The sequence below is a fragment of the Pseudoalteromonas sp. genome, from assembly GCF_041613455.1.
In the GTDB taxonomy this organism is placed as follows: domain Bacteria; phylum Pseudomonadota; class Gammaproteobacteria; order Enterobacterales; family Alteromonadaceae; genus Pseudoalteromonas.
This window is the reverse complement of record NZ_JBFJHD010000020.1, coordinates 1-23862: the sequence shown is the minus strand read 5'-3', so window position 1 is coordinate 23862 and position 23862 is coordinate 1. Positions and strand designations below refer to the sequence as shown.

Sequence of the window (23862 nt, the reverse complement as noted above, 5' to 3'; positions counted from 1 at the left end):
TTAGCCGCACCGTTATTATACATAATTTAGAATTTGAAAGTGGTGCTTTTCTGCGTTAAATCGGATAAAGCCACCCCTTCACGTCGCGGATCGGCGGCGCCATATAAGGTATTGTTTTTGATCTCTACCGCATGCAGCCCGGAGTTTAAATCTATGATACGTACATCATGGCCGCGTTTTGTTAATGCCGGCGCTAATGCTTCAAGTGCGGTGCCTTTTTCAAGGCTAGTATAATCGTTGCGATTGGTAGTGCGCGGTAAGTTGATCGCTTGTTGCGCGCTTAAATCCCAATCTAACACCCCTATTACCACTTGCGCGACGTAATTAATAATTCGGCTGCCGCCAGGTGAGCCGACCACTAATCGTAAACTGCCATCTTTATTAAATACCATTACCGGCGACATAGAACTGCGCGGCCGTTTACCGGGCTCGACGCGGTTAGCCACTAAATTGCCATTGATGCGTGGCGACAGTGCAAAGTCAGTGAGTTGGTTATTTAAAATATAGCCATTGACCATTACCGTGGAGCCAAATGCCATTTCAATTGAACTGGTCAGCGAGACTGCATTTCCTTGGCTATCAACAATAGACACATGGGTGGTAGAAGGCAGTTCGTAAGAGTCATCCATGGCGTAGGTTAAATAATCCACTGGATTGCCCGCCTTGGCTTTGCTGTCGTGCTCAGTGATCAGCTTGGCACGCGACGCAATGTAGCGTTTATTTAATAACTCTTTAGTTGGCACAGCAGTAAAGTCCGGATCGCCCATATACGTATTGCGGTCGGCAAAGGCAATCCGTGAAGCTTGGCTAAAATAATGAATAGCTTGTTCACTATTAGGCTTAACAGCACGCATATTTTTATGCTCCAGTAAGCCTAATATTTGTAATACTGCAACCCCGCCGCTGCTTGGCGGAGCCATAGAGCATACATTGTAAACACGATACTCAATACACACCGCATCGCGCTGTTTACTTTTATAATTCGCTAAGTCTTGCTCAGTTAAGGTGCCCGGTGCTACTTTTGAGTTTTGCACCGCCTGTACCATTTGTTTAGCGTTATTTCCTTTATAAAAAGCATCAATTCCTTTACTGGCGATGTCTTTATATAAATCAGCTAATGGCTGGTTCTTTTTAATACTGCCAACAGCCAGTACTTTTCCATTGGGATAAAAGTAGTCGTGGATCACCGGTAAGTTCATCACCCCAGGATTTAACTGCCGGGTTAACAAACCATGTAAACGAGGGGACACTTTAAATCCTTGCTCAGCAAGGGCAATCGCCGGTTTAAATAACTCGCCCCATGGCAGTACGCCATATTGCTTATGCGCGCTGGCAAACGCATGTAAAATACCGGGGACGCCAACCGAACGCCCGCCAACGACCGCCTCTATCCACTTTACGGCTTTACCGTGCTTGTCTAAAAACAAGCTTTCATTGGCATTGCTCGGCGCCGTTTCACGGCCATCAAAACTGGTTAAGGTATTATCCGCTTTGTTGTAATACAACATAAACGCGCCGCCACCAATTCCCGAAGATTGCGGCTCAACTAAAGTCAGTACCAATTGCGTGGCAATGGCGGCATCAATAGCATTACCGCCTTTTGCTAATATAGCTTGTCCGGCTTCTGCAGCGTAGGGGTTTGCCGCTGCTACCATGTATTTATCGCCTTTAACGGCCTGTTTTTTGATGAATCCGGTGGCGGCCTCCGGCTCTCGCGTTTCTATTGGGGTCGCTGCGTAAGCAAATAAAGGCACAGCAGTAGCACACCATGTAATAGCGAGTAATGAAGCATGTTTAATATTCATAAATACCAATTAGATTAAATTATGACGAGTTGATTGGCATCTTAAAGTTAAACAGGCACAATATGCAAAAATTAATAGCTTAAATTACAATAAAATGCTTAATTTACCGCTGCAACCGCGCTATATATTGCCTCCCTTGTGTTTAATATTTTTCACCCTGCTTGGTGCACTGTTTAATGTAAATGAATTTCTGGAATTCAATCGCGCTTTAATTAATCACGGTGAACTGTGGCGTATTTTTACCAGCCAGTTTGTGCATGCTAATTGGGCGCATTTAGTACTAAACTGCGCCGGCGTAGTGTTAATTTGGTTACTTCACGGTGAATACACCACTGCGGGTCGATATACTTTAAATGTGACTTTGTTAGCCTTGTGGTGTGGCTTCGGGGTATATTGGTTTTGCCCAAGCATTGACATTTATACTGGCCTGAGTGCCGTATTGCACGGCGTTATTATTTGGGGGGCCGTTAAAGATATTACCCTAGGGCTAAAGTCGGGTTATCTGTTGTTTATCGGCGTGTGGCTTAAAATTATCCTTGAGCAAGTAAACGGCCCAAGCGAAGAGATAGCAAGACTGATTGAATCCACGGTGGCGATAGATGCGCATTTAATCGGCGCGCTGGGCGGCGTGGTATTAGCTTTCCCATTGCTAATAGCTGTAAAAACAAATAAGTCAGATAAAAAAACGCCACTGTGATCAGTGGCGTTTAGTGTCAACGTGTCATTATCATTACAGCGTTTCTTTAAATAGTTTATATATACGGCGGTATTCGTCTAACCAGCTCGATGGCTGTACAAAACCATGCGGCTCAACCGGAAATATTGCCGTTTCAAAGTTTTCTTTTTCCAGCTCAATTAAGCGTTGTACCAACCTTACGCTATCTTGAAAAAACACATTATCGTCAACCATAGGGGCGTTAATTAATAAGCGTTTTTGTAACCCCTCTGCATAATAAATGGGTGAGCTACGCTCGTAGGCAATCGGGTCTACATCGGGGTGATTCAAAATATTAGAAGTATAAGGTGCGTTATAGTGTGCCCAGTCAGTAACCGGACGCAGTGCCGCTCCCGCTTGAAATAACTCTGGCTCGGTAAATAATGCCATAAAGGTCATAAAACCACCGTAAGAGCCACCATAAGTGCCCACTGCGCCGGTATCAACGTTGGCATTTTGTGCCAACCAGTTTACGCCATCGACTAGATCTTGTGTTTCAGGCGTGCCCATTTGACGGTAAATAGCGGTGCGCCAATCGCGGCCATAGCCTTTTGAAGCACGGTAATCCATGTCCATCACTATGTAACCTTCATCGGCCAGTAATGAATGAAACATAAACTCACGGAAGTAACCTGACCACCCCATGTGCGAATTTTGTAAGTAACCTGCGCCGTGGTTGAATATCACCGCTTTACGTGTTTTACCCGTTTCGCCCGGGACATAGTCTGCTGGGTAATACACTTTTGCGTAAATTGGCTGCTCGGTGTGGCTTGAAGGCACGGCCACTATTTTCGGTGCCGTTAATTTTTTAGCTAAAAATTCATCTGATACCGTATAGGTTAATCGAGTAACTTGGCTATTTGCTTTAGCATCAGCAACATACAGCTCGGTTGGTAGGGTAACTTTAGAGTGCTTCAGTAACAGCTTAGTTTCGTCTGGGCTGAGGGTGTAATCTGTCATGCCGTTTAAGTCGGTGACTTGCTGCGACTTGCCAGTTTGCGGATCAACACGGTAAATTTCGTAAAGCCCTGGGTGCTCGACGTTCGCTTTATAATAAATAGCGCTGTTATCGCTGGTAAGCGTCAAGTCTGATACTTCAAAGTTGCCACGCGTTAACGCCGTTGCTTTGCCATTGAGTGGTTTTTTATATAACTGGCTGTAACCGCTCTCTTCAGAAAGGTAATACAGAGTATTTGAGTTATTTAACCAACCAAAATCATTAAACGCATACGCAATCCAAGCGTCGTCGTGTAAACGATGCTGCGACACCAAAGTATGAGAGTTAAAATCAACGGTGGCTATCCAACGGTCTTTGTTATCCCATGCTTCAAGCATAATGGCCACATTTGAGCCGTCATGGTTCCAAACGATAGGGCTTTGATCCCAGCCCCAATCGGTGATCAAATTAATCGCACGCGGGGCTTTTTTAGATTGATAACGTTTCCCTTCGCGGGCGTAGTTTTCTTTTTTCACCGCGGCTAATACGTCTTCATCAAAACCCGGTAAGGTATTAAACGCCAGTGTATGTTGGCTGTTAACCGTTAGATTGATATACACCACTTCTGATGTCAGTGGCTTGTCGTCGGCAACACGGCGGCGTACTTTTTTCGCCTCAATGCCAGCATCAGCGGTGATATAATGCGGCATTATATCACTGTCTTCACGCCACGATCTTTTTTCTTGAAGCACCACAATAAGCGCATCCCCTGCAGGAGAAAGTTGCATTTCTTTAATGCTGTTTCCTTCGCCTAAATAAAATGTCGCATTAGCAATTGAGCTATTTTGTTGCTTTAACTGCTCTTTACGTGCTTGCTGCTCTTTGTTGTTTTTATGGGTAAGCGCAATGTAGTCAATAAGCTTGTGCTGCTCTTTAGCAATATAGCTGCTGGGCTCGGTAACCCCTTTCGGCTGCTCAGCTAATTTTAAATTAGCCAGCTCGGTGGTGGCGCCGCTAGTTAAATCCACTTTAAAAAACACATTACCTTGGCGATACGCCAGTGAGCCATCGGTTAAAAACTGCGGCTTAGACTCGCTTGCAGACGTATGGGTAATTTGCTTAATGGTATTGGTTTTTAGCTCTTTTACAAAGATATTGCCTTCGAACACATACGCTTGCAATGCTTTATCGGGTGAGTAAACCGCTTTGCTTGCCCCTACTGTATGGAGCTTATTTAACGCCACTTGCTCTGCCGTTTGGCTGTTAATAGGCTGGCTAAATATATTACGCAGTTCGCTGCCTTGCTGTTTACGCGCATAAATAATGGTTGCTGAATCGCTGCCCCAAAAAGCACGCTCAGGTTGACGACCCAGCCAATCGGGGTGCGCCATTGCTTGCTCTAAGGTAATCTGTTGACTGCCGCTTATGGCGGGCGTGCTAACCACAGCTGCAGGGGCGTTACTTGTTGCTTGTACAGCGCTTGAAGAGGATGCGGTGGCTTGACAGCCGGCTAAAAAAACACTTGAGGCGACAGCGATGGCCACTAATGTTTTAGACGATGAAATATTAAAAATCATAGTGCTTCTTAACGGTTATTATAATTAAGCCGTATTTAAGCAGAAGCACTTTAATGATTGCAATTATTTAAGATAAACGTCGGTGTTACTGAGTTAGTTTGCTTGCTCTATGGTTAAATCAAGCCACACTAGACGATGATCACTCGAGGCGTTCCTATCTTTAATTAACCGATGCAGCGCACTGTTTTTAGTGGGCCAAAACACCCCGCCATTTACAATGGATAAGCCATACTGTGATGGCAACACGTAATCTACTCGCGCTTGCCAATTGGCAGTGTAGTGTTGTGCATAAGGCTGAGGATATTGCTGTTTAGCACCGGCACTGTGTGGCACAAACGTGGCATTAACTAAGCGGTGTGTTAATAATAGATCTGTGGTTGCTGGGCGTTTTTTATCGCCTTCGGGAGCGGCATTTAAATCACCTACAATAACAAAGCGGCTGTTTGCTGCTAAGCCCCCCTGTTGGCCGTTATCATCATAGATATAGTCTGCATTATTAATGTAGTCGGCCACTAAGCGTATTTCATCATGATTGCGTTTGCCATTACGATCTTCATCGCCATCAAACACCGGGGGCGTCGGGTGCGAGGCCAGTATATGCAGAGTGCTATTATTAACCTTAATAGGAATATCCCAATAAGACTTTGAGCTTAAACGCAGCGCTTGCCATTCTTGCGCATTATACCAATTTTCGCCAGTCACAGGATCTATGGGCATTTGCGCATTGGGCATATCTTTATATTTAAAGGTTTGCAGGGTTCTGATGTGTGCAACGTCGATTGGGTAACGCGATAACAGCGCCATACCGTAATGCCCTGCAAAAAAGCCAAAACCTTGTGCATCGCCCATGATCCCCGTCGCTTTGCCGTCATTGTCTAAGTCAAACTCGGTGGCAAGCCCAGTATTAACCGGCGCAATATAAATATACGGGTAGTCTATCGGGCTTTGCTTGTTTTGACTCACACTTAAATAGTGGCGCTTAAAATAGTCGATGCCCTGCTGTTTAGGAACATAATCAAATTCGTTGAGTAGTAAAATATCGGGGCGTACGCGCTGAATGATTTCGGCAATATTTTTAATTTGCTGGTGGTCACTTGTGAGCGCCTTGACCAATGCACCGCTTTTTATTGGCTGATTTTTTGCCGTATAGTTTGTCGCATCCATACTAACATTAAATGTGGCTACCCGCAGCGGCTGCGCTTCTGCGCGCGTTACTACTAGCGAAGAGCACAACACGGCACTCAGCACAGTTAGAGAAAAAATACCTTTCATCATAATAATCCATCTAAAATTAATAATAAAATAACCCCACTGACCACTATCCATAAAAGTATAGCCATTAAGAAAGGTTTAAATCCGGCTTGCTTTATTACCGCAACCGACAGACCACTGCCAATTAAAAATAACGTGACTACCAGTAATTGTTTAGCCGCACTATTTATTAGTTCCCATAATGATGAATACGCTGGGAAGTAACTGTTGATTAATGCTGCCAATACAAAACCGATAATAAATACCGGGATACTGGCTTTTTCTTCAGAGCGAAAGTATACACCGGCCAACGCCGTATAGGGAATAATCCACATTGCACGGGTCAGTTTTACTGTGGTGGCGATGCTTAACGCCAATGCACCATAGGTGGCTGATGCGCCGACGACACTGCTGGTGTCGTGTATCGCTAATGCCGCCCACATGCCAAACTGTTGCTGACTGAGGTTAAAGTAATGTCCGATACTTGGAAATAACAACAACCCTAAACCGTTGAGCATAAATACCACACCTAAAGCCACGGCCACTTCATGATCTTTTGCTTTGATCACCGGCGCCATGGCTGCAATCGCGCTACCGCCACAAATAGCGGTGCCAAACGAAATTAACACTCCCGTGTTACGGTTTAATTTAAATGCTTGCGTTAACAGCTCTCCTAAGCCAATTATCGCGGTAATACTGACTATGGTTAATACCAGTGAACTTTTACCCACAGCTATTACTTGATTAAAATCAACCGCAAAGCCAAGCCCCACTACGGCTAATTTTAGCAGCCATTTGCTGGCTTTTTGTGATAATGCCGCAAAAGGATTGCCTAATAACATAGCAAACGCAGCGCCCATAATCAGCGCTGTGCCAGCACCAATAATGGGGCTAGCACATAAAGCTAATAATATAATAAATAAAGGTTTTTTAATTATCATTAGCATTGCAGTTAGGCTCGAATTAATTTATTGGTTAACCTATGTACCCAAGGGGCAACAACCATAACGGTAGGAAACGCAATACAAAATGCAAATAACCACGCTTTCAGCCAGACACTAGCGATTTCGTCCACCCAGCCCACATTAAACAAGGTAATAACAAGCGACATAAACCCAGACATAAATATTGCCATAAAAAACGCAAATACCGCGACGCGATACTTAGGATCAAGCATAAGAAAACCTTGTAGAGATTATAAAATAAGCTCAGCGGCTGCCAAGCTTATTATAGATAGGATTATACTAGTTATTAAGTGACTGACTCATGGTGAGTAGTCCGGGGTAATCTGCCTCAGGTAACAGTTTACTTAACTCAGCTAAACGTGCTCCTAATTGCGCTAAATTATCAGCAGAGACATTAATATGGCCCATTTTACGTCCAGGCTTTACCGACTTGCCGTACCAATGGCTGGTTACATCTGTAGTAGCCAACACCTCAGTAGGGATATTCGCTTGGCCTAACACATTGATCATCGCAGTCACGTGTTTCAGTTCGCTATTGCCTAACGGTAAACCGGCAACCGCACGCAGATGATTTTCAAATTGCGAACAATGACAGCCTTGTTGTGTCCAATGACCCGAGTTATGCACCCGCGGGGCTATTTCGTTAACCAGTAACGTGCCTTGCACATCAAAAAACTCCACCGCCAATACACCCACATAATCTAATGCGTTGGCAAGCTTAGTAAATGCATCGATTGCTTGTTGTTCCACACGGCTATTATCTAGGCCTGCTACCGACAGCGTTAATACACCGTTAGTGTGCTCATTTTCGGTTAATGGATATATTGCCACATTGCCGTGTTTATCACGGGCGCCAATAATAGATACTTCCCTATCAAATGGGATCATTTTTTCGGCAATAATGGTGTGCGGTGCGTGCTCGGTACCCGCGGCAATAAAATCAGCCATTTCAGCCCAAATAGTGTCTATTTGCTCATCTGATTTTAATCGCCACTGGCCTTTACCGTCGTATCCCGCTTGGCAGGTTTTAATCACCAACGGCTTACCTAACTTTTCAACTGCCAGCTCTAAATGCGCTTTTTCAGTAATGAGTTGATACGGCGCGCAGGCGACCTTTGTTTTATCGAGTAGCGCTTTTTCAATTTGGCGGTCACCGCCGGTTTTAATAGCCGCTTTACCTGGGTAAAACTTATTACTGTTACAACACAGAGTGAGCACATCATCGGGTATGTGCTCAAATTCCGCGGTAATTGCATCGGCATGGGCAATGGCGTCTTCAAGTGTGGTTGAATACACCTCACCGGTTAGCGGATGAACAATTTTTTTGCTGCCAACATCGTAAGCAACCACATTTAAATTAAGCGGTGCGCCTGCTAGGCTCATCATTCGGGCAAGCTGCCCGGCCCCTAAAATTAAAATAGTCATAATTATTCTGCTGGGTTTGGGTTAGCTAAAATAGTGTCGGTTTGCGCTTTACGAAACGCTTCAATTTTTGCGAAAATTTCGGGGTTTTGGCAACCTAAAATTTGCGCTGCTAATAAACCCGCGTTGGCCGCACCGGGCTCGCCAATCGCTAAGGTACCCACCGCAACACCTTTTGGCATTTGGCAAATAGACAATAACGAGTCAACACCATTGAGTGCTTTTGATTTAACCGGCACACCTAATACCGGCAGTGACGTAAACGCCGCCGCCATACCAGGTAAATGCGCCGCGCCGCCAGCACCGGCAATAATTACATTGATACCGCGCTCTGCTGCTGTACTTGCATAGTCGGCAAGTAGTTGAGGAGTTCTGTGGGCAGACACCACTTTGGTTTCGTACTCTATGCCAAATGTGTCTAGCATGTGTGCGGCGTGTTCCATGGTTGGCCAATCTGATTTAGAACCCATAATAATGCCAACTTTCATAAATACTCCTCAGTAATATACTTTTTAAAGTAGCGGACTTATGTCCGGTTTTATGGCGGGTATTATACCCAAAAGCCATAAAATTGCGACTAACAAAAACAAAAAAAGCCATGTTATACATGGCTTTTCAAGGTTAGCAGTAAAGCGTTAATTAGGCTTCTTTGCTAGCTAAGTACTCAGCGTAATTGCCTCTAAAGTCAATTACTTTGCCATCTTTGATTTCCCAAATACGGGTTGCCACTGACGATACAAACTGACGGTCGTGCGATACAAACAGTAAGGTGCCTTCATAAGCTTCAAGGGCTAAGTTTAAAGCCTCTATCGATTCCATATCCATGTGGTTGGTAGGTTCATCCATAAGCAAAATGTTTGGCTTATGCATCATGATTTTACCAAACAACATGCGGCCTTGTTCACCCCCTGAAATGACTTTTACCGACTTTTTAATGTCGTTTTGTGAGAACAGCATGCGCCCTAAAAAGCTGCGTACCACTTGCTCATCGTCGCCTTCTTGCTGCCATTGTTCCATCCACTCAAATAAGTTCATATCTTGAGCGAATTCATCGGCGTGATCTTGCGCGTAGTAACCAATATTAGCATTTTCAGACCATTTAAACTCACCCGATTTAGGCGCTAAACGCCCCGCTAGAGTGTTTAATAAGGTGGTTTTACCCACGCCGTTTTCACCAATAATAGCGATACGCTCGCCCACTTCGACCAGCCCTTCTAAGCCAGAGAATAAGGTATTATCTTCAAAACCTTGGCTGAGGCTGGTCATTTCAAGCGCATTACGGAATAACTGTTTTTCTTGCTCAAAACGAATAAACGGTGATTGACGCGACGAGGCTTTTACTTCGTCTAACTGAATTTTATCGATACGTTTAGCACGCGACGTGGCTTGCTTCGCTTTTGATGCGTTAGCCGAGAAACGTGAAACAAACTGTTGTAATTCAGCAATTTGGTTTTTCTTCTTCGCGTTCTCACTTAATAGCCGTTCACGCGCTTGAGTGGCTGCAAACATGTACTCGTCATAGTTACCTGGGTAAATACGCAGTTCACCGTAGTCAATATCGGCCATGTGGGTACATACAGAGTTTAAAAAGTGACGGTCATGCGAAATAATGATCATGGTACAATCGCGTTGATTCAATACATCTTCTAACCACTTAATCGTGTAAATATCGAGGTTATTGGTGGGCTCATCGAGTAGCATGATATCGGGATCTGAAAACAGCACTTGGGCTAACAATACCCGCAGTTTAAAACCCGGGGCAATTTCCGACATCGGGCCATAATGTTGCTCAGTGCCAATACCAACGCCTAATAATAACTCACCTGCTTTAGACTCAGCAGAGTAACCGTCCATTTCAGCAAATTCGGTTTCTAAATCGGCCACTTTCATGCCGTCTTCTTCACTCATTTCTGCTAAAGAATAAATACGGTCGCGCTCTTGCTTTATTTCCCATAACTCTTTATGACCCATGATCACTGTGTCTATTACTGAGTATTCTTCGTAGGCAAACTGATCCTGGTTTAGTTTAGCAACGCGTTCATTTGGATCAGTACTTACGTTACCTGAAGATGGCTCAAGCTCGCCGCTAAGGATTTTCATAAATGTTGATTTACCACAGCCGTTTGCGCCAATTAAACCGTAACGGTTACCTTCGCCAAATTTTGCTGAAATATTTTCAAATAACGGTTTAGCACCAAATTGCATGGTGATGTTAGCTGTACTAATAATAGCGCTACCCTCCAAGGGAGAAATGAGTGTATTTAAATTGCGCGCAGTTTAAACCAAATGAGCGGTTTTTTCTATGAAAGATTACCCGCTAACTCCCTATTCTAGCGGTGTTGTAATGTGAGCTATGGCCCCTATGTTGGTGTTGCTAACTTTGCTGGTATGTTTAACACAGCACTATTTAGCCTAGCACTGAGTATTGATAAATAGCTATGCATAATAAAGCTTACTTTATGCATTTTTGTAACGTGCTGCTAACGTGATTAAAACCTCCGCTTAACGTGTTTGTCAGCTTGTTTATCGCATTTAGCTTTTACATAAAACATTTATCTATATATTGTGTATATTTAGTGCAATTAGAGCTTTTACTCCTGCTGTTACTTTTTAATCAACGTGAACATAATTCAAGTTAACTTTACCCACTTCTAATACTATTCGACTATTGCATACTCCACACACTAAAAAAAATGCCATTAATAATAACAAAATTAACTTTAGGTGAATATTTGCAGTTTTTCGTCGCTTTTTTTAGTGAGGATTTTTCACTTTTGAGCATTTTATTGCTTTGTTAGTCTTCGTTTCCTAAAATTTTCAAATGTTAAAAAGCATCAAAATATTACAAGGCAACATATGATAAACAACAAGCTGGCTACCCTACTTAGCGTAAGTATTTTAGCCGCCCCTGCAGTGTCTGCAGTGGAAGTATATAAAGACGATAAAAATGCAGTGAGCATCGGTGGCTATTTAGATGTACGCGCGATCAATACTCAGGGTCAAAATGAAATTGTAAATGGTGCGTCACGTATTAATTTTGGCTTTAAACGTCAATTAAAAAACGACTGGCAAGCACTCGCACTGATTGAATGGGGTGTTAACCCTGTGGGCAGTAGCGATATTGTTTACAACAACCGTTTTGAGTCTATTCAAGATGAGTTTTTATATAACCGCTTAGGCTATGCCGGCTTATCACATGAAAAATACGGCCAAATCACGATTGGTAAACAATGGGGTTCGTGGTTCGATGTAGTGTATGCCACTAACTATAGTTATGTGTGGGATGGCAACGCGGCAGGTGTTTACACTTATAACAAAGACGACGGCGCCGTTAATGGTACCGGCCGAGGTGATAAAACTCTGCAATATCGCAATAGCTACAACGACTTTGAATTTAGTGTGCAAACACAGCTTAAAAATAGCCAGTTCTATACCTGTGATATCAGTAACATTAGCGAAGCACAATGCCAAGCTAGATGGGAAGCTGGCGATGTTAAAGCACAAAAAGTTGAATTTAACTATACGCTTGGTGGTGCAATCACGTACAACGTAACCGATATGCTAACCTTAACAGCGGGTATTAACCGTGGTGAGTTTGACTTACACTTTGGTGATGGTTCAACACGCACAGTAGATGACTTAATCTATGGTGCGGGCGTTATTTGGGGCAACATTGATGCACCGGGCTTTTACTTTGCAGCGAACGTGAATAAAAACAAAAACCACGATACCGATAATCTAGGCCGCTTAATTAAAGACGCCGTAGGTGTTGAAACGTTTGCTTCATACCGCTTCGACAATGACATTCGCCCTTTTATTGCCTATAACATTTTTGATGCAGGCGATGACTACGTGATTCAGCCAAACTTTAACGCCGATCCTAACGATGTATTTAAACGTCAATTTGCGGTGATTGGTGTGCATTACTTAATTGATGACAACACGCAACTTTACGTTGAAGCACGTAAAGACTTCGGTGACTTTGAAAGCAGTGATAAAGAGCAACAAGCGCAAATGGAACAATCGGAAGATGACGGCATTGCATTTGGCTTTAGGTACATACTGTAAACAGCGATGAAAAAAGCCCTGCTTACTATCAGCAGGGCTTTTTTTTGTCTTTAACATTACAATATAAAATACCTGCTAGCGTGATGATAACTGCAATCAAATCATGTATTAATCTGATGATGCGTTTGATAAACTTCATCTGGTTGTTAATATAAATGAGCGCGCTCACTAAAAGTATTGAGCGCGCTCAGTATTTTACTGTAGACTTAACTCTTTCATTTAGTTAAAACTTAAAGTATTGAATCATAATGAATAAAAAAGAGAAAACGCGTAATAAAATTTTAGCCTCGGCATGGGAGCTATTTTTACTGCAAGGCTATGAGCATACATCAACTCGAGAAATTGCCACGGTTGCTAATGTGGCTGTGGGAACGGTATTTAGTCATTTCGAAAACAAAATCGATTTATTAGTGGCCGGAATGCAACAACAAATTGCCGTGATTATTAACCAAGCAAAGCAGTCTGATAAACAGCACTCACCACGTTTAAAATTACGCCATTATGCCCTGCCGCTTTTTTCTTTCTATTGCGAAAATACCGAGTTTAGTAAAATATTACTCAGTGATATTATTTGGCGTAAAGCCTATTTTACTGAGCAAGTTTCGGCATTTAAACAGTTATTATTTAGCGATCAAGCTCAGTACGATGAGGTAAAAGCCACGGTAATGATGGATTGTTATTTCATGACCTTGATCACCGGTTTAAATGAGCCAGAGCCGAACGCCGAAGCTATGGTACGTGAACTAACCAGTAAAATAACGCTGCTATAATCCTTGCTCGTTACTATGGCGTGTTTGTTAAAATTAAATTTAGTTAGCTAAATTTAATTTTCAGCGGTCAACACGCCCTCGTTTAGCAAAATCCTAGTTAAGGTTAAAGCCTAATGCGCGTGGTATTAACCTTCTTCTTCAATTAGTGATTCAAGTAAATCGTGAATTTCGGCTTTAAGCTGTTTATCTTCGATTTTATTTGCACTCACCTTCGCCTGTTGTAGGTTTTTAATTGCCTCGTCTTTTTGCCCCAACTCAACTTGTAACGTGGCCATTGAGTACGCAACCGATGACATGTGATCTTTATTGTTCAGCGCAATCGATTTTTCTAGTGCTTTTTCGTAAGTGGAAATGGCTTCTTCTAGCTCTTCGGTAAAGTCGGCTAAGGTTTCCCACTGCACAGGGTGATCTTTTGAGGTGTGTTCGTTTTCTTCACAAATTGCTTTGAGCTGAGCAAACAGCGACTCAAACTTAGCGCGGTCATTGTTATTAGCCGCGGCCATCAAATCTTCCGCCAAATCGTGTACCACTTTATATAATTTTGTATTCATCATGACTGTTATCCTTTTGCAGCTAAACTAATTTATGCATTCAATTTAGCAAACTATTACATGGCAGCTGTAAGCAACTGTTTCATCAACGTGTGACACTAAGCTAATAATACATTATTAATGACTAATACGAAGGTGAAATATGTACCATGGCCAGATTTTTATCCTAAAAACAACGGCAGAAAATAGTGAATACACAGGCAATTTGTCACCCGTTGATGAGGCCCTCAGATTATAGAAGTTTTCATACTGCTCATTAAACGGCACACGGTTTAACGTGTCACTTATAAACCAACAAACTACTGAATACCGCTATCGATAGTAGATTGATCGTTTTTTATAGCGATAGGGTCAGGCAATTCCCCCCACGTTTATTATTAATATTTTTATGTGCTGTTGCTAAGATTGAGCTATGACCCTTATACAGTATGATGTGTTCTTTATTGATTATACCTGGTCTCATTTTATTTTTAGCGCGTTGGTTACGTAAACTGTTTATGCCACAACTCACAGCTACTTTTAACTTGATGTGCTGCAGACTCTTTGCCCTGTTTACTAAAGCCTAGCTTTGTCAGCAGTTTATGCGACGGTGTATTGTGCTTGTGTACTTCAGCAATTAACTTAGTTAGCCCCAAACTACGCTGCATTGTGTTAATAAAGGCCACCAATGCCTCACTCATAATGCCTTGTTGCCAATAATGTGGGTGCAGTTCAAACCCTAAGTATGCCATTTGCTTATCTTTATCTATACTGTATAAGCCACAACAACCCAGTAGTTGCCCGGTGTTGTTATGCTCTATTGCAACTCGTAACAAATCACCGTGATAATAACCGCTTATATCGTCTTGTATTAATTGCTTTATATCTGTATTGCTCAGCGGTAGTTGGTAATCGTTAAACTGCGCGACCTGTGGATGGTTCAATATACAAAACAAACTGGCGGCATGTTTATGGGTTATCAGGCGTAACCTAACCCGTGGTAACTTAATTTGTGTAAACATACCAAATTAGCCAAACCTTGAAATAGCGCTTTATGAACCCACATTATTAACTTACCATAGCCTATTAACAAGTATTAATTGAGAGCAATCATGAGCGACGAATTTAAAGTAATACAACCGACTACCACTGTTTATTGCCCAGAGCGTGGCGAAGGTTGGACCTTAACAGGCATTACTAATATTAATGAATTTACCTCTGTTATGTTTGATGGCACACGCTACACTCTTCCTGCTCGCGAAATTGTTGAGCAATTGCTACCCAATCAATTAGCCAGAGAACAGCAACAACAAGACACCCACTAAACGTACTACTAAGGTTGTATAACTAAACAGCCTTAGTAGAAAATCAACTCAGTGTGCCTACTCATACTGCAAGACAGCTGCTTACACTAACTTTGCTACATTAATGGCACATTCGCGGTTTTTCTTAATTAGTGATATTTAATGCCTGAAAAATAACCATTAAAACAAAAAACCGCTCAATTTGTATGAGTTATAACTGCAAAAAACAATCGTTATATAATAATAAAGTTATATGTTATTATTTTTACTAGCGAAATAGTGTTATTTATGGTGTTATCACCGTGTTTTATATACACTAATTTATGCTTTTTGCGTTCACTGAGCGTTCTTCATGAGCATTTTTAACTTAAATATATAGTAATAAGTACTCGATAATAGAGCTGTTTTTATGAATTATTGTAACGACGTATTAAAAAGAAATAATGTTACCGTTATAGGAAAAGGCACTAACACCTTGTTATTAGCACATGGGTTTGGTTGCGATCAAAATGTGTGGCGCTTTTTATTACCCTATTTACAGGGTGACTATAAAATTATTTTGTTTGATTACGTAGGTTCTGGTCAATCAGACACCACGCAGTTCAGTTTGCAAAAGTACCGTGATTTAGCAGGGTACGCCGACGACATTATCGATATATGCAAAGCGTTATCACTCACCGATGTTACCTTAGTGGCCCACTCTGTTAGCTGTATTATTGGCTTAATTGCTTCGATAAAGCAGCCAGAATATTTTACTAAACAGATCATGGTATGCCCATCTCCTTGCTTTTTAAATGTGCCACCTGAGTATTATGGTGGCTTTGATAAAGCCGATTTGCAGGAGTTATTGAGCTTAATGGATAAAAATTACATCGGCTGGGCTGAGTACCTTGCTCCCTTAGTGATGGGCGTGTCAAATGGACAAGAACTCATAGTCGAGCTACATGACAAATTTTGTTCAACCGATCCTGTTATTGCTAAAAGCTTTGCTTATGCCACCTTTTTTTCAGATCACCGCGCTACACTCCCTAAAGCTAAACACCCTGTTTTACTACTGCAAAGCGAAGACGATGCATTAGCGGCCGTTTCTGTTGGTGAGTATATGCATAATACATTGCCTGAGTCGTCACTTAAAATAATCTCAGCACAAGGTCATTGCTTACATATGACCCACCCCGAAATTATTGCGCCATTAATAGTAAACTTTATCAATGCGTGATCCCAATCCCCAAACTAATCGTCACTTTAAGCTAGATGACTTCCCTTCAGGGGCCATAGTGACCGATAGCGAACAGCTAATTATTTTTGTTAATGACTATGTAAGTCATGAACTTCACTGGGACAAAAGTCAGCTGCTTGGTAAAAAAATAGAAACGATATTAACGAAAGGCGCTAAAGTTTTTTATCACAGCTATTTACTACCTATGTTACTGCATGAAAAGCGTTGTAGCGAAATACAATTGAGTATTATAAATGGCAATAATATTCGCACCCCAATAACCGTAAATGCCCGCGTTGCGGCCAATAATTACGTGTATTGGAGCTTTTTTACCGCCACCAGCCGCAATAAACTGTATGACGAGCTAATCAGTGCCCGTGAAAAACTAGAACAACAAACCCAAGCATTAAAAAAGCTCGCCTCTGTGGATGAATTAACCGGTTTGCTAAACAGGCGAGAAATTAAATTTCGTGCCATGAGCGCGTTATCACAATTAACACATGACGATGATCCTATCGCAATGATTATGATTGATATCGACTATTTCAAAGATATAAACGATAACTATGGTCATCCCGAAGGCGACAGAATATTAAAACAACTGGGCCAGGTGTTAATTAATTCGGGTCGAAAGCGCGACTTAATTGCACGCTATGGCGGAGAAGAGTTTTTAATTTTGTTACCTAATACAGCATTACAGCAAGCCATGGCTTATGCAGAGCGGTTACACCAAGCGATAAATAGCATTGTTATTGCACAGCAGCCATTAACCGTGAGTATGGGCGTGACCTTGCTGGATAATGAATCGAGCTTTGATAAAGCCGATACGGCGCTGTATCGCGCTAAAGAGTTAGGTCGAAATCGAACCGAGGTACATAGCCAATCAAGCTAATAGCGTATACGTTATATTCGCTAGCCCTGAAACAAGGCTACTTAAAGTAAGTAGCCCGTCATACATATAAAAGCTGATTAAAACTGATAGCTTATCGACGCACGTAAACTGCGCGGCGTGCCCGGTTGCACCCACGCATCTGAGAACGAGCTGGTATAATACTTTTCATTAAATAGGTTATCGACTTCGCCACTAAGCGTTATGGTGTTTGTCAGTGCATAGCGTAAAAAGGCACGCGCCGTGATATAGCTTGGCAAGGTAAAGTCGCTACCAAAAAAACCATTTCGCTTGCTTACATACAACATACCGCCCCCTATACTGAATGCGTTATTATTTAATTCTCCCGACTTAACCAGCTGTAAACTAAGTTGTTGTTTGGGAATATTTAATAGTGGGCTGCCTGGGGCTATATTAAGACCAAAATTGCTATCGTAAAACGCATTTTTGGTTACTGCATCAACATAGGCATACGATGCCCATAGCGATAAACTATTACTAAGCTCGCCAGCGAGATCAAACTCCACTCCTTGGCTTTGCGCTTCGCCAATTGCGGCACTGGTAAACGCAGTAGGATCATCTACCACCAGCATGTTTTGTTGTGTAACCGTAAATGCCGCCAAAGTAGCAACGAGTGCGCCGTCATTTACACTGAGCTTAATCCCGGCTTCTGTTGACGTTGTTTGGTTGGGCTTAAACCCGTTACCGTGTGCATCGCTACCAGAAAGCGGACGAAAGTTTTCACCATAGCTGGCATATAGCGATAAATTATCGAATAACGCATACACAGCGCCAAATTGTGGGCTCATACGTGTTTCGGTTTGTTTATAACCACTATGTGTTAAGCGGTTATGCAACGTTTGCTGAAAGTCATCTAAGCGCGCACCAATACGCAACGCTAACTGGTTTGTAAGTGATATTTGATCTTGCAAAAACACCCCGGCCGATTGTTGTATTTCAATCCTATCTGAATACTGTGCTGGGCTTGGCAGTGGATACGCACCATACACAGGATCAAATACATTAATCTGTTGATCGCCGCTGATCTGCAGTAAATATTGCTCATTTTTAAATTTATCAACATCGGCGCCAATAATTAGCCGGTGCTCAAGCCCCGCAAAGTAAATTTCACCGCTCAGTTCAGCGCGCAGTAGTTGATAATTGGCAGTATAATCGCGATAGCGTCGAAAGCGATCGACCTCGCCATTTATCACGCCGCCAAACCCGGTTTCTGTGGCAAATCCGCTGAGCTCAGTATCACGGTAATTAGCCCCGACTAACAACTGCCAATCATCGTTTAATTCTTGTGTGAGCTCTAGCTGATGACCAAGCACCTGTGCTGTCATTGGACCATCACCTGGCTCACCTAAAAACCGCGTTATGGGTAACACACTAAGCCTGCCATCGATTGCATGTATTCCACGGTCAAAGGGCACGGTTAGCTTACTGTATTCCAATTCGTAAAACAGCTCACGGTCGTCATTAATACGCCACGTTAACGAAGGGCTAAAGCCTTGTTTTGTTTTTTCTATGTTATCTCTAAAGCTATTAGCGTCTTCATAATAGCCAATCAGTCGAATGGCGAGCTCATCAGACAGTGCGCTGGTGTAATCTATATCGCTGCGGTAAGTATCAAAACTTGCCACCGCTAGTTTTATTTCACCTTCCGTTGCAAACGTGGGTCGTTTAGTTATTAAATTAACTGTACCACCGGGCTCCCCGCGGCCAAATAATGCAGCCCGTGGCCCCTTTAATACCTCAACCGAGGCAATACTCGATAAGTCGCGCGTGCCACCTAATCCCCACCCTATATTAAAGCCATTAACTAAATAATTACTCGATAAGTTTTCATCACCGGTAAAACCACGCAACGCAAAGTTATTCAATAAACCGCCAAAATTGTTTTGTCGTGCCACTGATGCCGATAAGTCCAGCGCTTGGTTTAAATCCCATGCCCCCGCATTAGTAAAAGTAGCTGCATCAATACTTAACTCGGCTTGGGGTGTTTCAAGCGGGGTAAAATCTCCCTGGTAAACATGCCGAGAGCCGAGTACGGCCACCCTTTCTATTGCACTATTTGCAAGCGGGTGTTGCTCATCGGCAAAACTTGCCTGACCGGAGAATAAATACACTAAACATGTGGCTAAATAAGTGAGCTGGCGCCCTGTAGAATTGGTGTTCATTTTTTACCTTGTTAATATTACAAACTTCAATAGAATTGCAGCCTAAGCAGTATTATGTGCTGGCAGTAGTTTAGGCTGTTTGCAAAGCTGGGCATGTTAGATAATGCCGCTTTTGTTGGATTTCTTTATAAAACACAGATAGTTAAAACCGGTATGTAAATTGATGGCCAAACTGAATGCATTGTACGTATACAAAGTTTAATGTGTAGCGCATGAAGCGACTAAACAGTTGGTGTGTTAATGGATCTGATTAAATTAGCCTACCGTGAAAGATATAATCAGTTAACGAATTTATGTTGTGACTACTATGCCTTGGCGTTGTCGCTATATGGTTTTGCTATAGACACACTGCAGCGCTGAAACGCGCAAAGATAAAGCAATTGGTTGGCTTTCACCCTATTAGTGTCATCCAATATATTGCATACAGTTTTGGTTGGCAGTCTTATACCATATTCGGCTCATATTGCAATATGAGCCGAATATTTAGTGGATAAAACAGTGGATCATTGTAATTTAATAACGGTCATAACATGGCCAGCATACATAATCAGGATACATAAACAGCACAGGCAATAGTTAATTGGGGTGTGAGAGTGAATTATTATCAATGCACTTAATGCTTAGTCGCTAATGCAAACACCCGCAGTGGCGAACCCGTTGCACCACGTATTTTTAATGGCGGCACCACAGCCACAAATTCGTATTGCTGTGCTGTTGCAAGTTGTTCCAGATTTAAATTCTCTATCATGTAAATACCATTATCGGCCAGCAACATCATATGCACTGGAAACACCTGAAACGTTGGCGAGCTTGCAATGGGTGGGCGCTTTTCAAAGGTAAGCGTATCATTACCTACTACACGGGCACCAATATCAATTAAGTACTGCGCACCACTTACCCCAACACCGGCAGCTTCATCGGCGGTATAAAGCTGACTATTTTCACTAAAGTAGCGCCCCCATCCGGTACGAATAAATACTGTATCCCCACGGTTTATTGTTGTTCCTTGTGCTTTTGCCGTTTGCTCAAGGTGGGCTGCGGTAATGTCAAAGCCTTTTGCTAATGGGCTGCTATCGCCATTAATAAACCGCGCTACATCTAGTAATACCCCTCTGTTAGTCAGTAAATCAACGGGGTAATGATCAATAGCTAACTCGGCCCCCACACCACTGCGCCCAAGCCCGCGTTTATCTGCACTGGCTTTAATAGCATCAACCCCGCCATACAGTAAACCGTCACGCCCAATATGACCTAATGCATCTATGGTTGGCCCACCATGGTGGCCACTAAATTGCATTATTTCAGAGCTGAAAGACAACTGCCCGGCATCATTAAAGGTATTGCGCGTTGTTGCATGACTGCTATTTAAGCTCATTGAGTACGAGGGGTTCACCGCCGCAATGGGTGAGTTTTCATCCCAGCTATGAGATAAATCAAAAGTGCGCGCTTGGCTAAGCTGTTCGATGAACATTGCGTTGGTGGTAACTTTAGCCTCGCCGCTGTTTGCAGTTTGAGTAACTTGCAGCTCGCTGGCAAGGCTTGATGTACTGAGCAGTAATAAGCTGATGGGAAACAAATGACGTGTTTTCACGGTAATATCCTTTTCTGCTGCGCCTATTATTTAAATGTTATTACATGTTTAGCAAATAAAAGGCGCTTCATTAACGGTTAAACATAACTCAAAAATAGTACAGCCAGGCAGCACTGTAAATCTTTGCACTGCGCCAAGGGTTGGCAAAGGGGTAATTGCCTTATACAACACAGTAAATGCATTATTTAATGATCAACTTGCTTATACCAGGGGTATAACCATTACCCTCATTGAAATAGTTTATAACATTGGCGGGTCATATTATACGCTATGAGTTACACACTCATCTTCAAATAAAATACAGGTGTGATATTACTATGAACAAACTAGTTGCCTTAACGTTATCAGCATCGTTGCTGTTGTTTGCCTCATTTTCTCATGCGGCGAACAGTGAAAAAGCAGTGTTAGCCGGTGGTTGCTTTTGGTGTATGGAAAGTGACTTTGAAAAACTTGAAGGGGTTATTGATGTCGTATCGGGGTTTACCGGCGGTAAAATTAAAAATCCGACCTATAATGGCGATCATCAAGGCCATTACGAAGCGGTAGAGATCACTTACGATCCAAACAGAGTGAGTTATCAAGCAATACTCGATCATTTTTGGCTTAATATAGACCCTTTTGATGCCACAGGGCAGTTTTGCGATAAAGGCCCCAGTTATTTAAGTGCTATATTTGTTGCTAATGCGCATCAACGTCAATTAGCCGAGCAATCTAAACAAGCTGTGGTGGCTCAATTCCCCGCACAAACCGTTGTTACGCCTATTTTGCCAACGGGAACTTTCTATCCAATCAAAGGCAACGAAAGCTACCACCAAGATTATTACAAAAACAATCCCATCCGCTATACCGCCTACCGCTGGAACTGTGGCCGAGATAGCCGCTTAAAACAAATTTGGGGGGGTAAAACCACACACTAAATAGGGTATAAATAAGAGATTAAAAAAGGCTGCTAGTATCAGCAGCCTAGTTGTTGGCAACCATAATACGTTAATTAAAACTTATATGTAGCAGACACACGCACGTTGCGTGGCGTACCTGGTTGCACCCACGCATCAGCAAACGAGTTGGTGTAATAGGTTTCATTAAATAGATTATCTACTGCAGCGCGAAGCCCAATAGTATCAGTTAACTGATAATCAAAAAATGCACGCACGGTGGTCGCGGTGGTGTAACTTGGCAGTGCAAAGTTTTTACCGAACCACCACCAAACTTATATAACGGTTTGAACGGAGTTTAATTCGCTGCTAGCTAATATAAACGCCCGCGGCAATAAATAACACACCGGTGAGCATGGGCGTAATGTTCCAAATACTAATGCCGGGAAACAATACGCTGTCCTGGTAGTTTGCAGGGTTATAGTAAACAACAATATAGTCATGCTCGGCATATTCATTTAATAGCAAGTCTAATGACGACTTTGGTTTATTAACCATATCAGAAAACGTAGCACGGGTTGAACGATACGTCTCCCCTGCTACTTCGTATTCGTATTGCAATGCAATATGCGTGCTTTTCCAAGTAATTACATTACTATCAAGCGCTTTAGATATATGCACCTGAGTGCCTTTATCGAGCAAAATGCCTTTTGTGCTGCGCCACTTTTTACTCTTGTAGCCCCTAATAGCAGCGTATGTCAGCAAGATGATTATACCAATGCCAATAGAAATCAGGATCCTAGGTAAATAGTCCATATGCTGCCTTACGCTTACTGATGTGTTACTCCACAGCTCGCGATGAATTTTATTATGTATTAATAAATAGTAGCAGTTGCCGCTGTAAACGCGCTTAAAATAAAAAGGGACAGGCACCTATTCCACGTAATAATGAATTTACTTCTTCAGTTGAAATTAGTGTGAGGGTTAGCACATATAAGCAGTATTGACTTATTTAAGTTATTGCGGCGTTTACAGACTAGCGGGTATGACTTTGTGCACAACTGTATTAGTTACTGAAATCAATGCACTCAATTAAAAGTAGTTAATGCAATTGCCAGTTCTTGCCAACGCCTTTTGTTTGATGGGAAATTATGTTTTGATGAAGCAAAGTAAATCTCATTGGCTCATTAAATACGATTTTATGGCAAGCAGAGATAAATATAAAAACAATAAGAGAACACAATGGCAAAACTTAATAACAACAGCGTAGTAATACTTAGCGCAGTACGCACTGCTATCGGTAGTTTTGGTGGCAGCCTTAAAAATTTTACACCTGCTGAACTGGGCACTCATTGCGCAAAAGAAGCGTTAGCCAGAGCCAAGCTCTCTACAGAGCAAGTGGGCTCCTGCGTGGTAGGTAAAGTAATTCATAATGGCCCTAAAGATGCCTACTTATCAAGGGTTATAGGCCTCGATGCTGGTTTACCTATAAGTAGCCATGCGGTCACATTAAACCGTTTATGTGGTTCGGGTTTAGAGGCCATAATACAAGCAGCGCAACAAATTCAATTAGGTGAAGTAGATGCGGCTCTTGCTGGCGGAGCAGAGAGCATGAGTAGTTCAGGCTATACTCTTGCAAGTAACCGCTGGGGGCAAAAAATGGGCGATAGCAATATGGTCGATGAACTCACTACCACGTTACAAGATCCATGGAATAATGACCCTATGGGGATCACCGCCGAAAATATTGCTAGTAATTAC

21 protein-coding genes and 1 pseudogene are annotated in these 23862 nt (G+C 42.4%); 8 read left to right on the top strand and 14 right to left on the bottom strand.

Going from position 1 to position 23862, the window contains the following annotated elements; genetic code table 11:
* Positions 1 to 26: 26 nt before the first annotated feature.
* Positions 27 to 1805 (bottom strand): gamma-glutamyltransferase, encoded by a 1779-nt coding sequence (gene ggt, locus ABYB02_RS03980; RefSeq protein ID WP_372761164.1) that lies wholly within the window; start codon positions 1803 to 1805, stop codon positions 27 to 29.
* A 94-nt stretch (positions 1806 to 1899) separates the two neighbouring features.
* On the opposite strand from ggt, the gene rrtA reads away from it, so the two are divergent.
* Positions 1900 to 2502, top strand: a complete 603-nt coding sequence (gene rrtA, locus ABYB02_RS03975; RefSeq protein ID WP_372761163.1) for a rhombosortase — start codon at positions 1900 to 1902, stop codon at positions 2500 to 2502.
* 33 nt (positions 2503 to 2535) lie between these two features.
* Here the strand turns inward: rrtA and ABYB02_RS03970 are convergent, their stop codons facing one another.
* The 7 genes from ABYB02_RS03970 to ABYB02_RS03940 form a co-directional block, all read right to left on the bottom strand.
* Positions 2536 to 5034 (bottom strand): prolyl oligopeptidase family serine peptidase, encoded by a 2499-nt coding sequence (locus tag ABYB02_RS03970; RefSeq protein ID WP_372761162.1) that lies wholly within the window; start codon positions 5032 to 5034, stop codon positions 2536 to 2538.
* 93 nt (positions 5035 to 5127) lie between these two features.
* Positions 5128 to 6306, bottom strand: a complete 1179-nt coding sequence (locus ABYB02_RS03965) for an endonuclease/exonuclease/phosphatase family protein (protein ID WP_372761173.1) — start codon at positions 6304 to 6306, stop codon at positions 5128 to 5130.
* Positions 6306 to 7232, bottom strand: a complete 927-nt coding sequence (locus ABYB02_RS03960; RefSeq protein ID WP_372761161.1) for a YeiH family protein — start codon at positions 7230 to 7232, stop codon at positions 6306 to 6308. The genes ABYB02_RS03965 and ABYB02_RS03960 overlap by 1 nt, the downstream gene beginning before the upstream one ends.
* Before the next feature lie 5 nt (positions 7233 to 7237).
* Complete coding sequence (locus tag ABYB02_RS03955; RefSeq protein ID WP_372761160.1) at positions 7238 to 7462, bottom strand: DUF2798 domain-containing protein; 225 nt, start codon at positions 7460 to 7462, stop codon at positions 7238 to 7240.
* Positions 7463 to 7529: 67 nt separating this feature from the next.
* Positions 7530 to 8675: a 5-(carboxyamino)imidazole ribonucleotide synthase gene (locus ABYB02_RS03950; protein WP_372761159.1), complete on the bottom strand. Its 1146-nt coding sequence runs from the start codon at positions 8673 to 8675 to the stop codon at positions 7530 to 7532.
* A gap of 2 nt (positions 8676 to 8677) precedes the next feature.
* Positions 8678 to 9160: a 5-(carboxyamino)imidazole ribonucleotide mutase gene (gene purE / locus ABYB02_RS03945; protein WP_372761158.1), complete on the bottom strand. Its 483-nt coding sequence runs from the start codon at positions 9158 to 9160 to the stop codon at positions 8678 to 8680.
* A gap of 151 nt (positions 9161 to 9311) precedes the next feature.
* Positions 9312 to 10901 (bottom strand): ABC-F family ATPase, encoded by a 1590-nt coding sequence (locus ABYB02_RS03940; protein ID WP_372761172.1) that lies wholly within the window; start codon positions 10899 to 10901, stop codon positions 9312 to 9314.
* A gap of 627 nt (positions 10902 to 11528) precedes the next feature.
* Here ABYB02_RS03940 and ABYB02_RS03935 point away from each other — a divergent pair.
* Together ABYB02_RS03935 and ABYB02_RS03930 are read left to right on the top strand one after the other, a co-directional pair.
* A complete protein-coding gene (locus tag ABYB02_RS03935; protein WP_372761157.1) occupies positions 11529 to 12740 on the top strand; it encodes a porin in 1212 nt (403 codons plus the stop codon).
* A 248-nt stretch (positions 12741 to 12988) separates the two neighbouring features.
* On the top strand, positions 12989 to 13510 hold the full coding sequence (locus ABYB02_RS03930; RefSeq protein ID WP_372761156.1) for a TetR/AcrR family transcriptional regulator: 522 nt from the start codon (positions 12989 to 12991) through the stop codon (positions 13508 to 13510).
* A 125-nt stretch (positions 13511 to 13635) separates the two neighbouring features.
* Here the strand turns inward: ABYB02_RS03930 and ABYB02_RS03925 are convergent, their stop codons facing one another.
* Positions 13636 to 14064 carry a tetratricopeptide repeat protein gene (locus ABYB02_RS03925; protein WP_372761155.1) on the bottom strand — a complete coding sequence of 143 codons (429 nt, stop codon included), beginning with the start codon at positions 14062 to 14064 and terminating at the stop codon, positions 13636 to 13638.
* A 479-nt stretch (positions 14065 to 14543) separates the two neighbouring features.
* Positions 14544 to 15062, bottom strand: coding sequence for a GNAT family N-acetyltransferase (locus ABYB02_RS03920; protein WP_372761154.1), 519 nt, complete (start codon positions 15060 to 15062; stop codon positions 14544 to 14546).
* A 90-nt stretch (positions 15063 to 15152) separates the two neighbouring features.
* Between ABYB02_RS03920 and ABYB02_RS03915 the strand changes: the two genes are divergently transcribed.
* The 3 genes from ABYB02_RS03915 (at position 15153) to ABYB02_RS03905 (ending at position 17455) form a co-directional block, all read left to right on the top strand.
* Positions 15153 to 15365, top strand: coding sequence for a hypothetical protein (locus tag ABYB02_RS03915; RefSeq protein ID WP_372761153.1), 213 nt, complete (start codon positions 15153 to 15155; stop codon positions 15363 to 15365).
* 388 nt (positions 15366 to 15753) lie between these two features.
* Positions 15754 to 16563 (top strand): alpha/beta fold hydrolase, encoded by an 810-nt coding sequence (locus tag ABYB02_RS03910; RefSeq protein WP_372761152.1) that lies wholly within the window; start codon positions 15754 to 15756, stop codon positions 16561 to 16563.
* Positions 16556 to 17455, top strand: coding sequence for a GGDEF domain-containing protein (locus ABYB02_RS03905; RefSeq protein ID WP_372761151.1), 900 nt, complete (start codon positions 16556 to 16558; stop codon positions 17453 to 17455). The genes ABYB02_RS03910 and ABYB02_RS03905 overlap by 8 nt, the downstream gene beginning before the upstream one ends.
* A 77-nt stretch (positions 17456 to 17532) precedes the next feature.
* On the opposite strand, the gene ABYB02_RS03900 is transcribed toward ABYB02_RS03905, so the two are convergent.
* Both ABYB02_RS03900 and ABYB02_RS03895 read right to left on the bottom strand, forming a co-directional pair.
* The gene (locus tag ABYB02_RS03900) at positions 17533 to 19635 is read right to left on the bottom strand and encodes a TonB-dependent siderophore receptor (protein ID WP_372761150.1); all 2103 of its coding nucleotides are present in this window, start codon (positions 19633 to 19635) and stop codon (positions 17533 to 17535) included.
* 613 nt (positions 19636 to 20248) lie between these two features.
* Positions 20249 to 21226, bottom strand: a complete 978-nt coding sequence (locus tag ABYB02_RS03895; RefSeq protein WP_372761149.1) for a cyclase family protein — start codon at positions 21224 to 21226, stop codon at positions 20249 to 20251.
* A gap of 317 nt (positions 21227 to 21543) precedes the next feature.
* Here ABYB02_RS03895 and msrA point away from each other — a divergent pair, with 317 nt between their 5' ends.
* Positions 21544 to 22143, top strand: a complete 600-nt coding sequence (gene msrA, locus ABYB02_RS03890) for a peptide-methionine (S)-S-oxide reductase MsrA (protein ID WP_372761148.1) — start codon at positions 21544 to 21546, stop codon at positions 22141 to 22143.
* Positions 22144 to 22217: 74 nt separating this feature from the next.
* On the opposite strand, the pseudogene ABYB02_RS03885 reads toward msrA, so the two are convergent.
* Positions 22218 to 22427: pseudogene (locus ABYB02_RS03885) on the bottom strand (hypothetical protein); the annotation flags it as partial.
* 43 nt (positions 22428 to 22470) lie between these two features.
* Positions 22471 to 22917 carry a DUF3592 domain-containing protein gene (locus ABYB02_RS03880; protein WP_372761147.1) on the bottom strand — a complete coding sequence of 149 codons (447 nt, stop codon included), beginning with the start codon at positions 22915 to 22917 and terminating at the stop codon, positions 22471 to 22473.
* A 426-nt stretch (positions 22918 to 23343) separates the two neighbouring features.
* On the opposite strand from ABYB02_RS03880, the gene ABYB02_RS03875 reads away from it, so the two are divergent.
* Positions 23344 to 23862, top strand: a 519-nt coding sequence (locus ABYB02_RS03875; RefSeq protein ID WP_372761146.1) for a beta-ketoacyl synthase N-terminal-like domain-containing protein, incomplete at its 3' end; no start/stop codon positions are given.

Bases quoted from the DNA above. Each gene is read 5' to 3' on its own strand.
- ABYB02_RS03970 (WP_372761162.1), bottom strand. From the start codon at position 5,034: ATGATTTTTAATATTTCATCGTCTAAAACATTAGTGGCCATCGCTGTC.
- ABYB02_RS03965 (WP_372761173.1), bottom strand. From the start codon at position 6,306: ATGAAAGGTATTTTTTCTCTAACTGTGCTGAGTGCCGTGTTGTGCTCT.
- ABYB02_RS03935 (WP_372761157.1), top strand. From the start codon at position 11,529: ATGATAAACAACAAGCTGGCTACCCTACTTAGCGTAAGTATTTTAGCC.
- ABYB02_RS03955 (WP_372761160.1), bottom strand. From the start codon at position 7,462: ATGCTTGATCCTAAGTATCGCGTCGCGGTATTTGCGTTTTTTATGGCA.
- ggt (WP_372761164.1), bottom strand. From the start codon at position 1,805: ATGAATATTAAACATGCTTCATTACTCGCTATTACATGGTGTGCTACT.
- purE (WP_372761158.1), bottom strand. From the start codon at position 9,160: ATGAAAGTTGGCATTATTATGGGTTCTAAATCAGATTGGCCAACCATG.
- msrA (WP_372761148.1), top strand. From the start codon at position 21,544: ATGAACAAACTAGTTGCCTTAACGTTATCAGCATCGTTGCTGTTGTTT.
- ABYB02_RS03930 (WP_372761156.1), top strand. From the start codon at position 12,989: ATGAATAAAAAAGAGAAAACGCGTAATAAAATTTTAGCCTCGGCATGG.
- ABYB02_RS03905 (WP_372761151.1), top strand. From the start codon at position 16,556: ATGCGTGATCCCAATCCCCAAACTAATCGTCACTTTAAGCTAGATGAC.
- ABYB02_RS03960 (WP_372761161.1), bottom strand. From the start codon at position 7,232: ATGCTAATGATAATTAAAAAACCTTTATTTATTATATTATTAGCTTTA.
- ABYB02_RS03910 (WP_372761152.1), top strand. From the start codon at position 15,754: ATGAATTATTGTAACGACGTATTAAAAAGAAATAATGTTACCGTTATA.
- rrtA (WP_372761163.1), top strand. From the start codon at position 1,900: ATGCTTAATTTACCGCTGCAACCGCGCTATATATTGCCTCCCTTGTGT.
- ABYB02_RS03880 (WP_372761147.1), bottom strand. From the start codon at position 22,917: ATGGACTATTTACCTAGGATCCTGATTTCTATTGGCATTGGTATAATC.
- ABYB02_RS03950 (WP_372761159.1), bottom strand. From the start codon at position 8,675: ATGACTATTTTAATTTTAGGGGCCGGGCAGCTTGCCCGAATGATGAGC.
- ABYB02_RS03900 (WP_372761150.1), bottom strand. From the start codon at position 19,635: ATGAACACCAATTCTACAGGGCGCCAGCTCACTTATTTAGCCACATGT.
- ABYB02_RS03920 (WP_372761154.1), bottom strand. From the start codon at position 15,062: ATGTTTACACAAATTAAGTTACCACGGGTTAGGTTACGCCTGATAACC.
- ABYB02_RS03925 (WP_372761155.1), bottom strand. From the start codon at position 14,064: ATGATGAATACAAAATTATATAAAGTGGTACACGATTTGGCGGAAGAT.
- ABYB02_RS03915 (WP_372761153.1), top strand. From the start codon at position 15,153: ATGAGCGACGAATTTAAAGTAATACAACCGACTACCACTGTTTATTGC.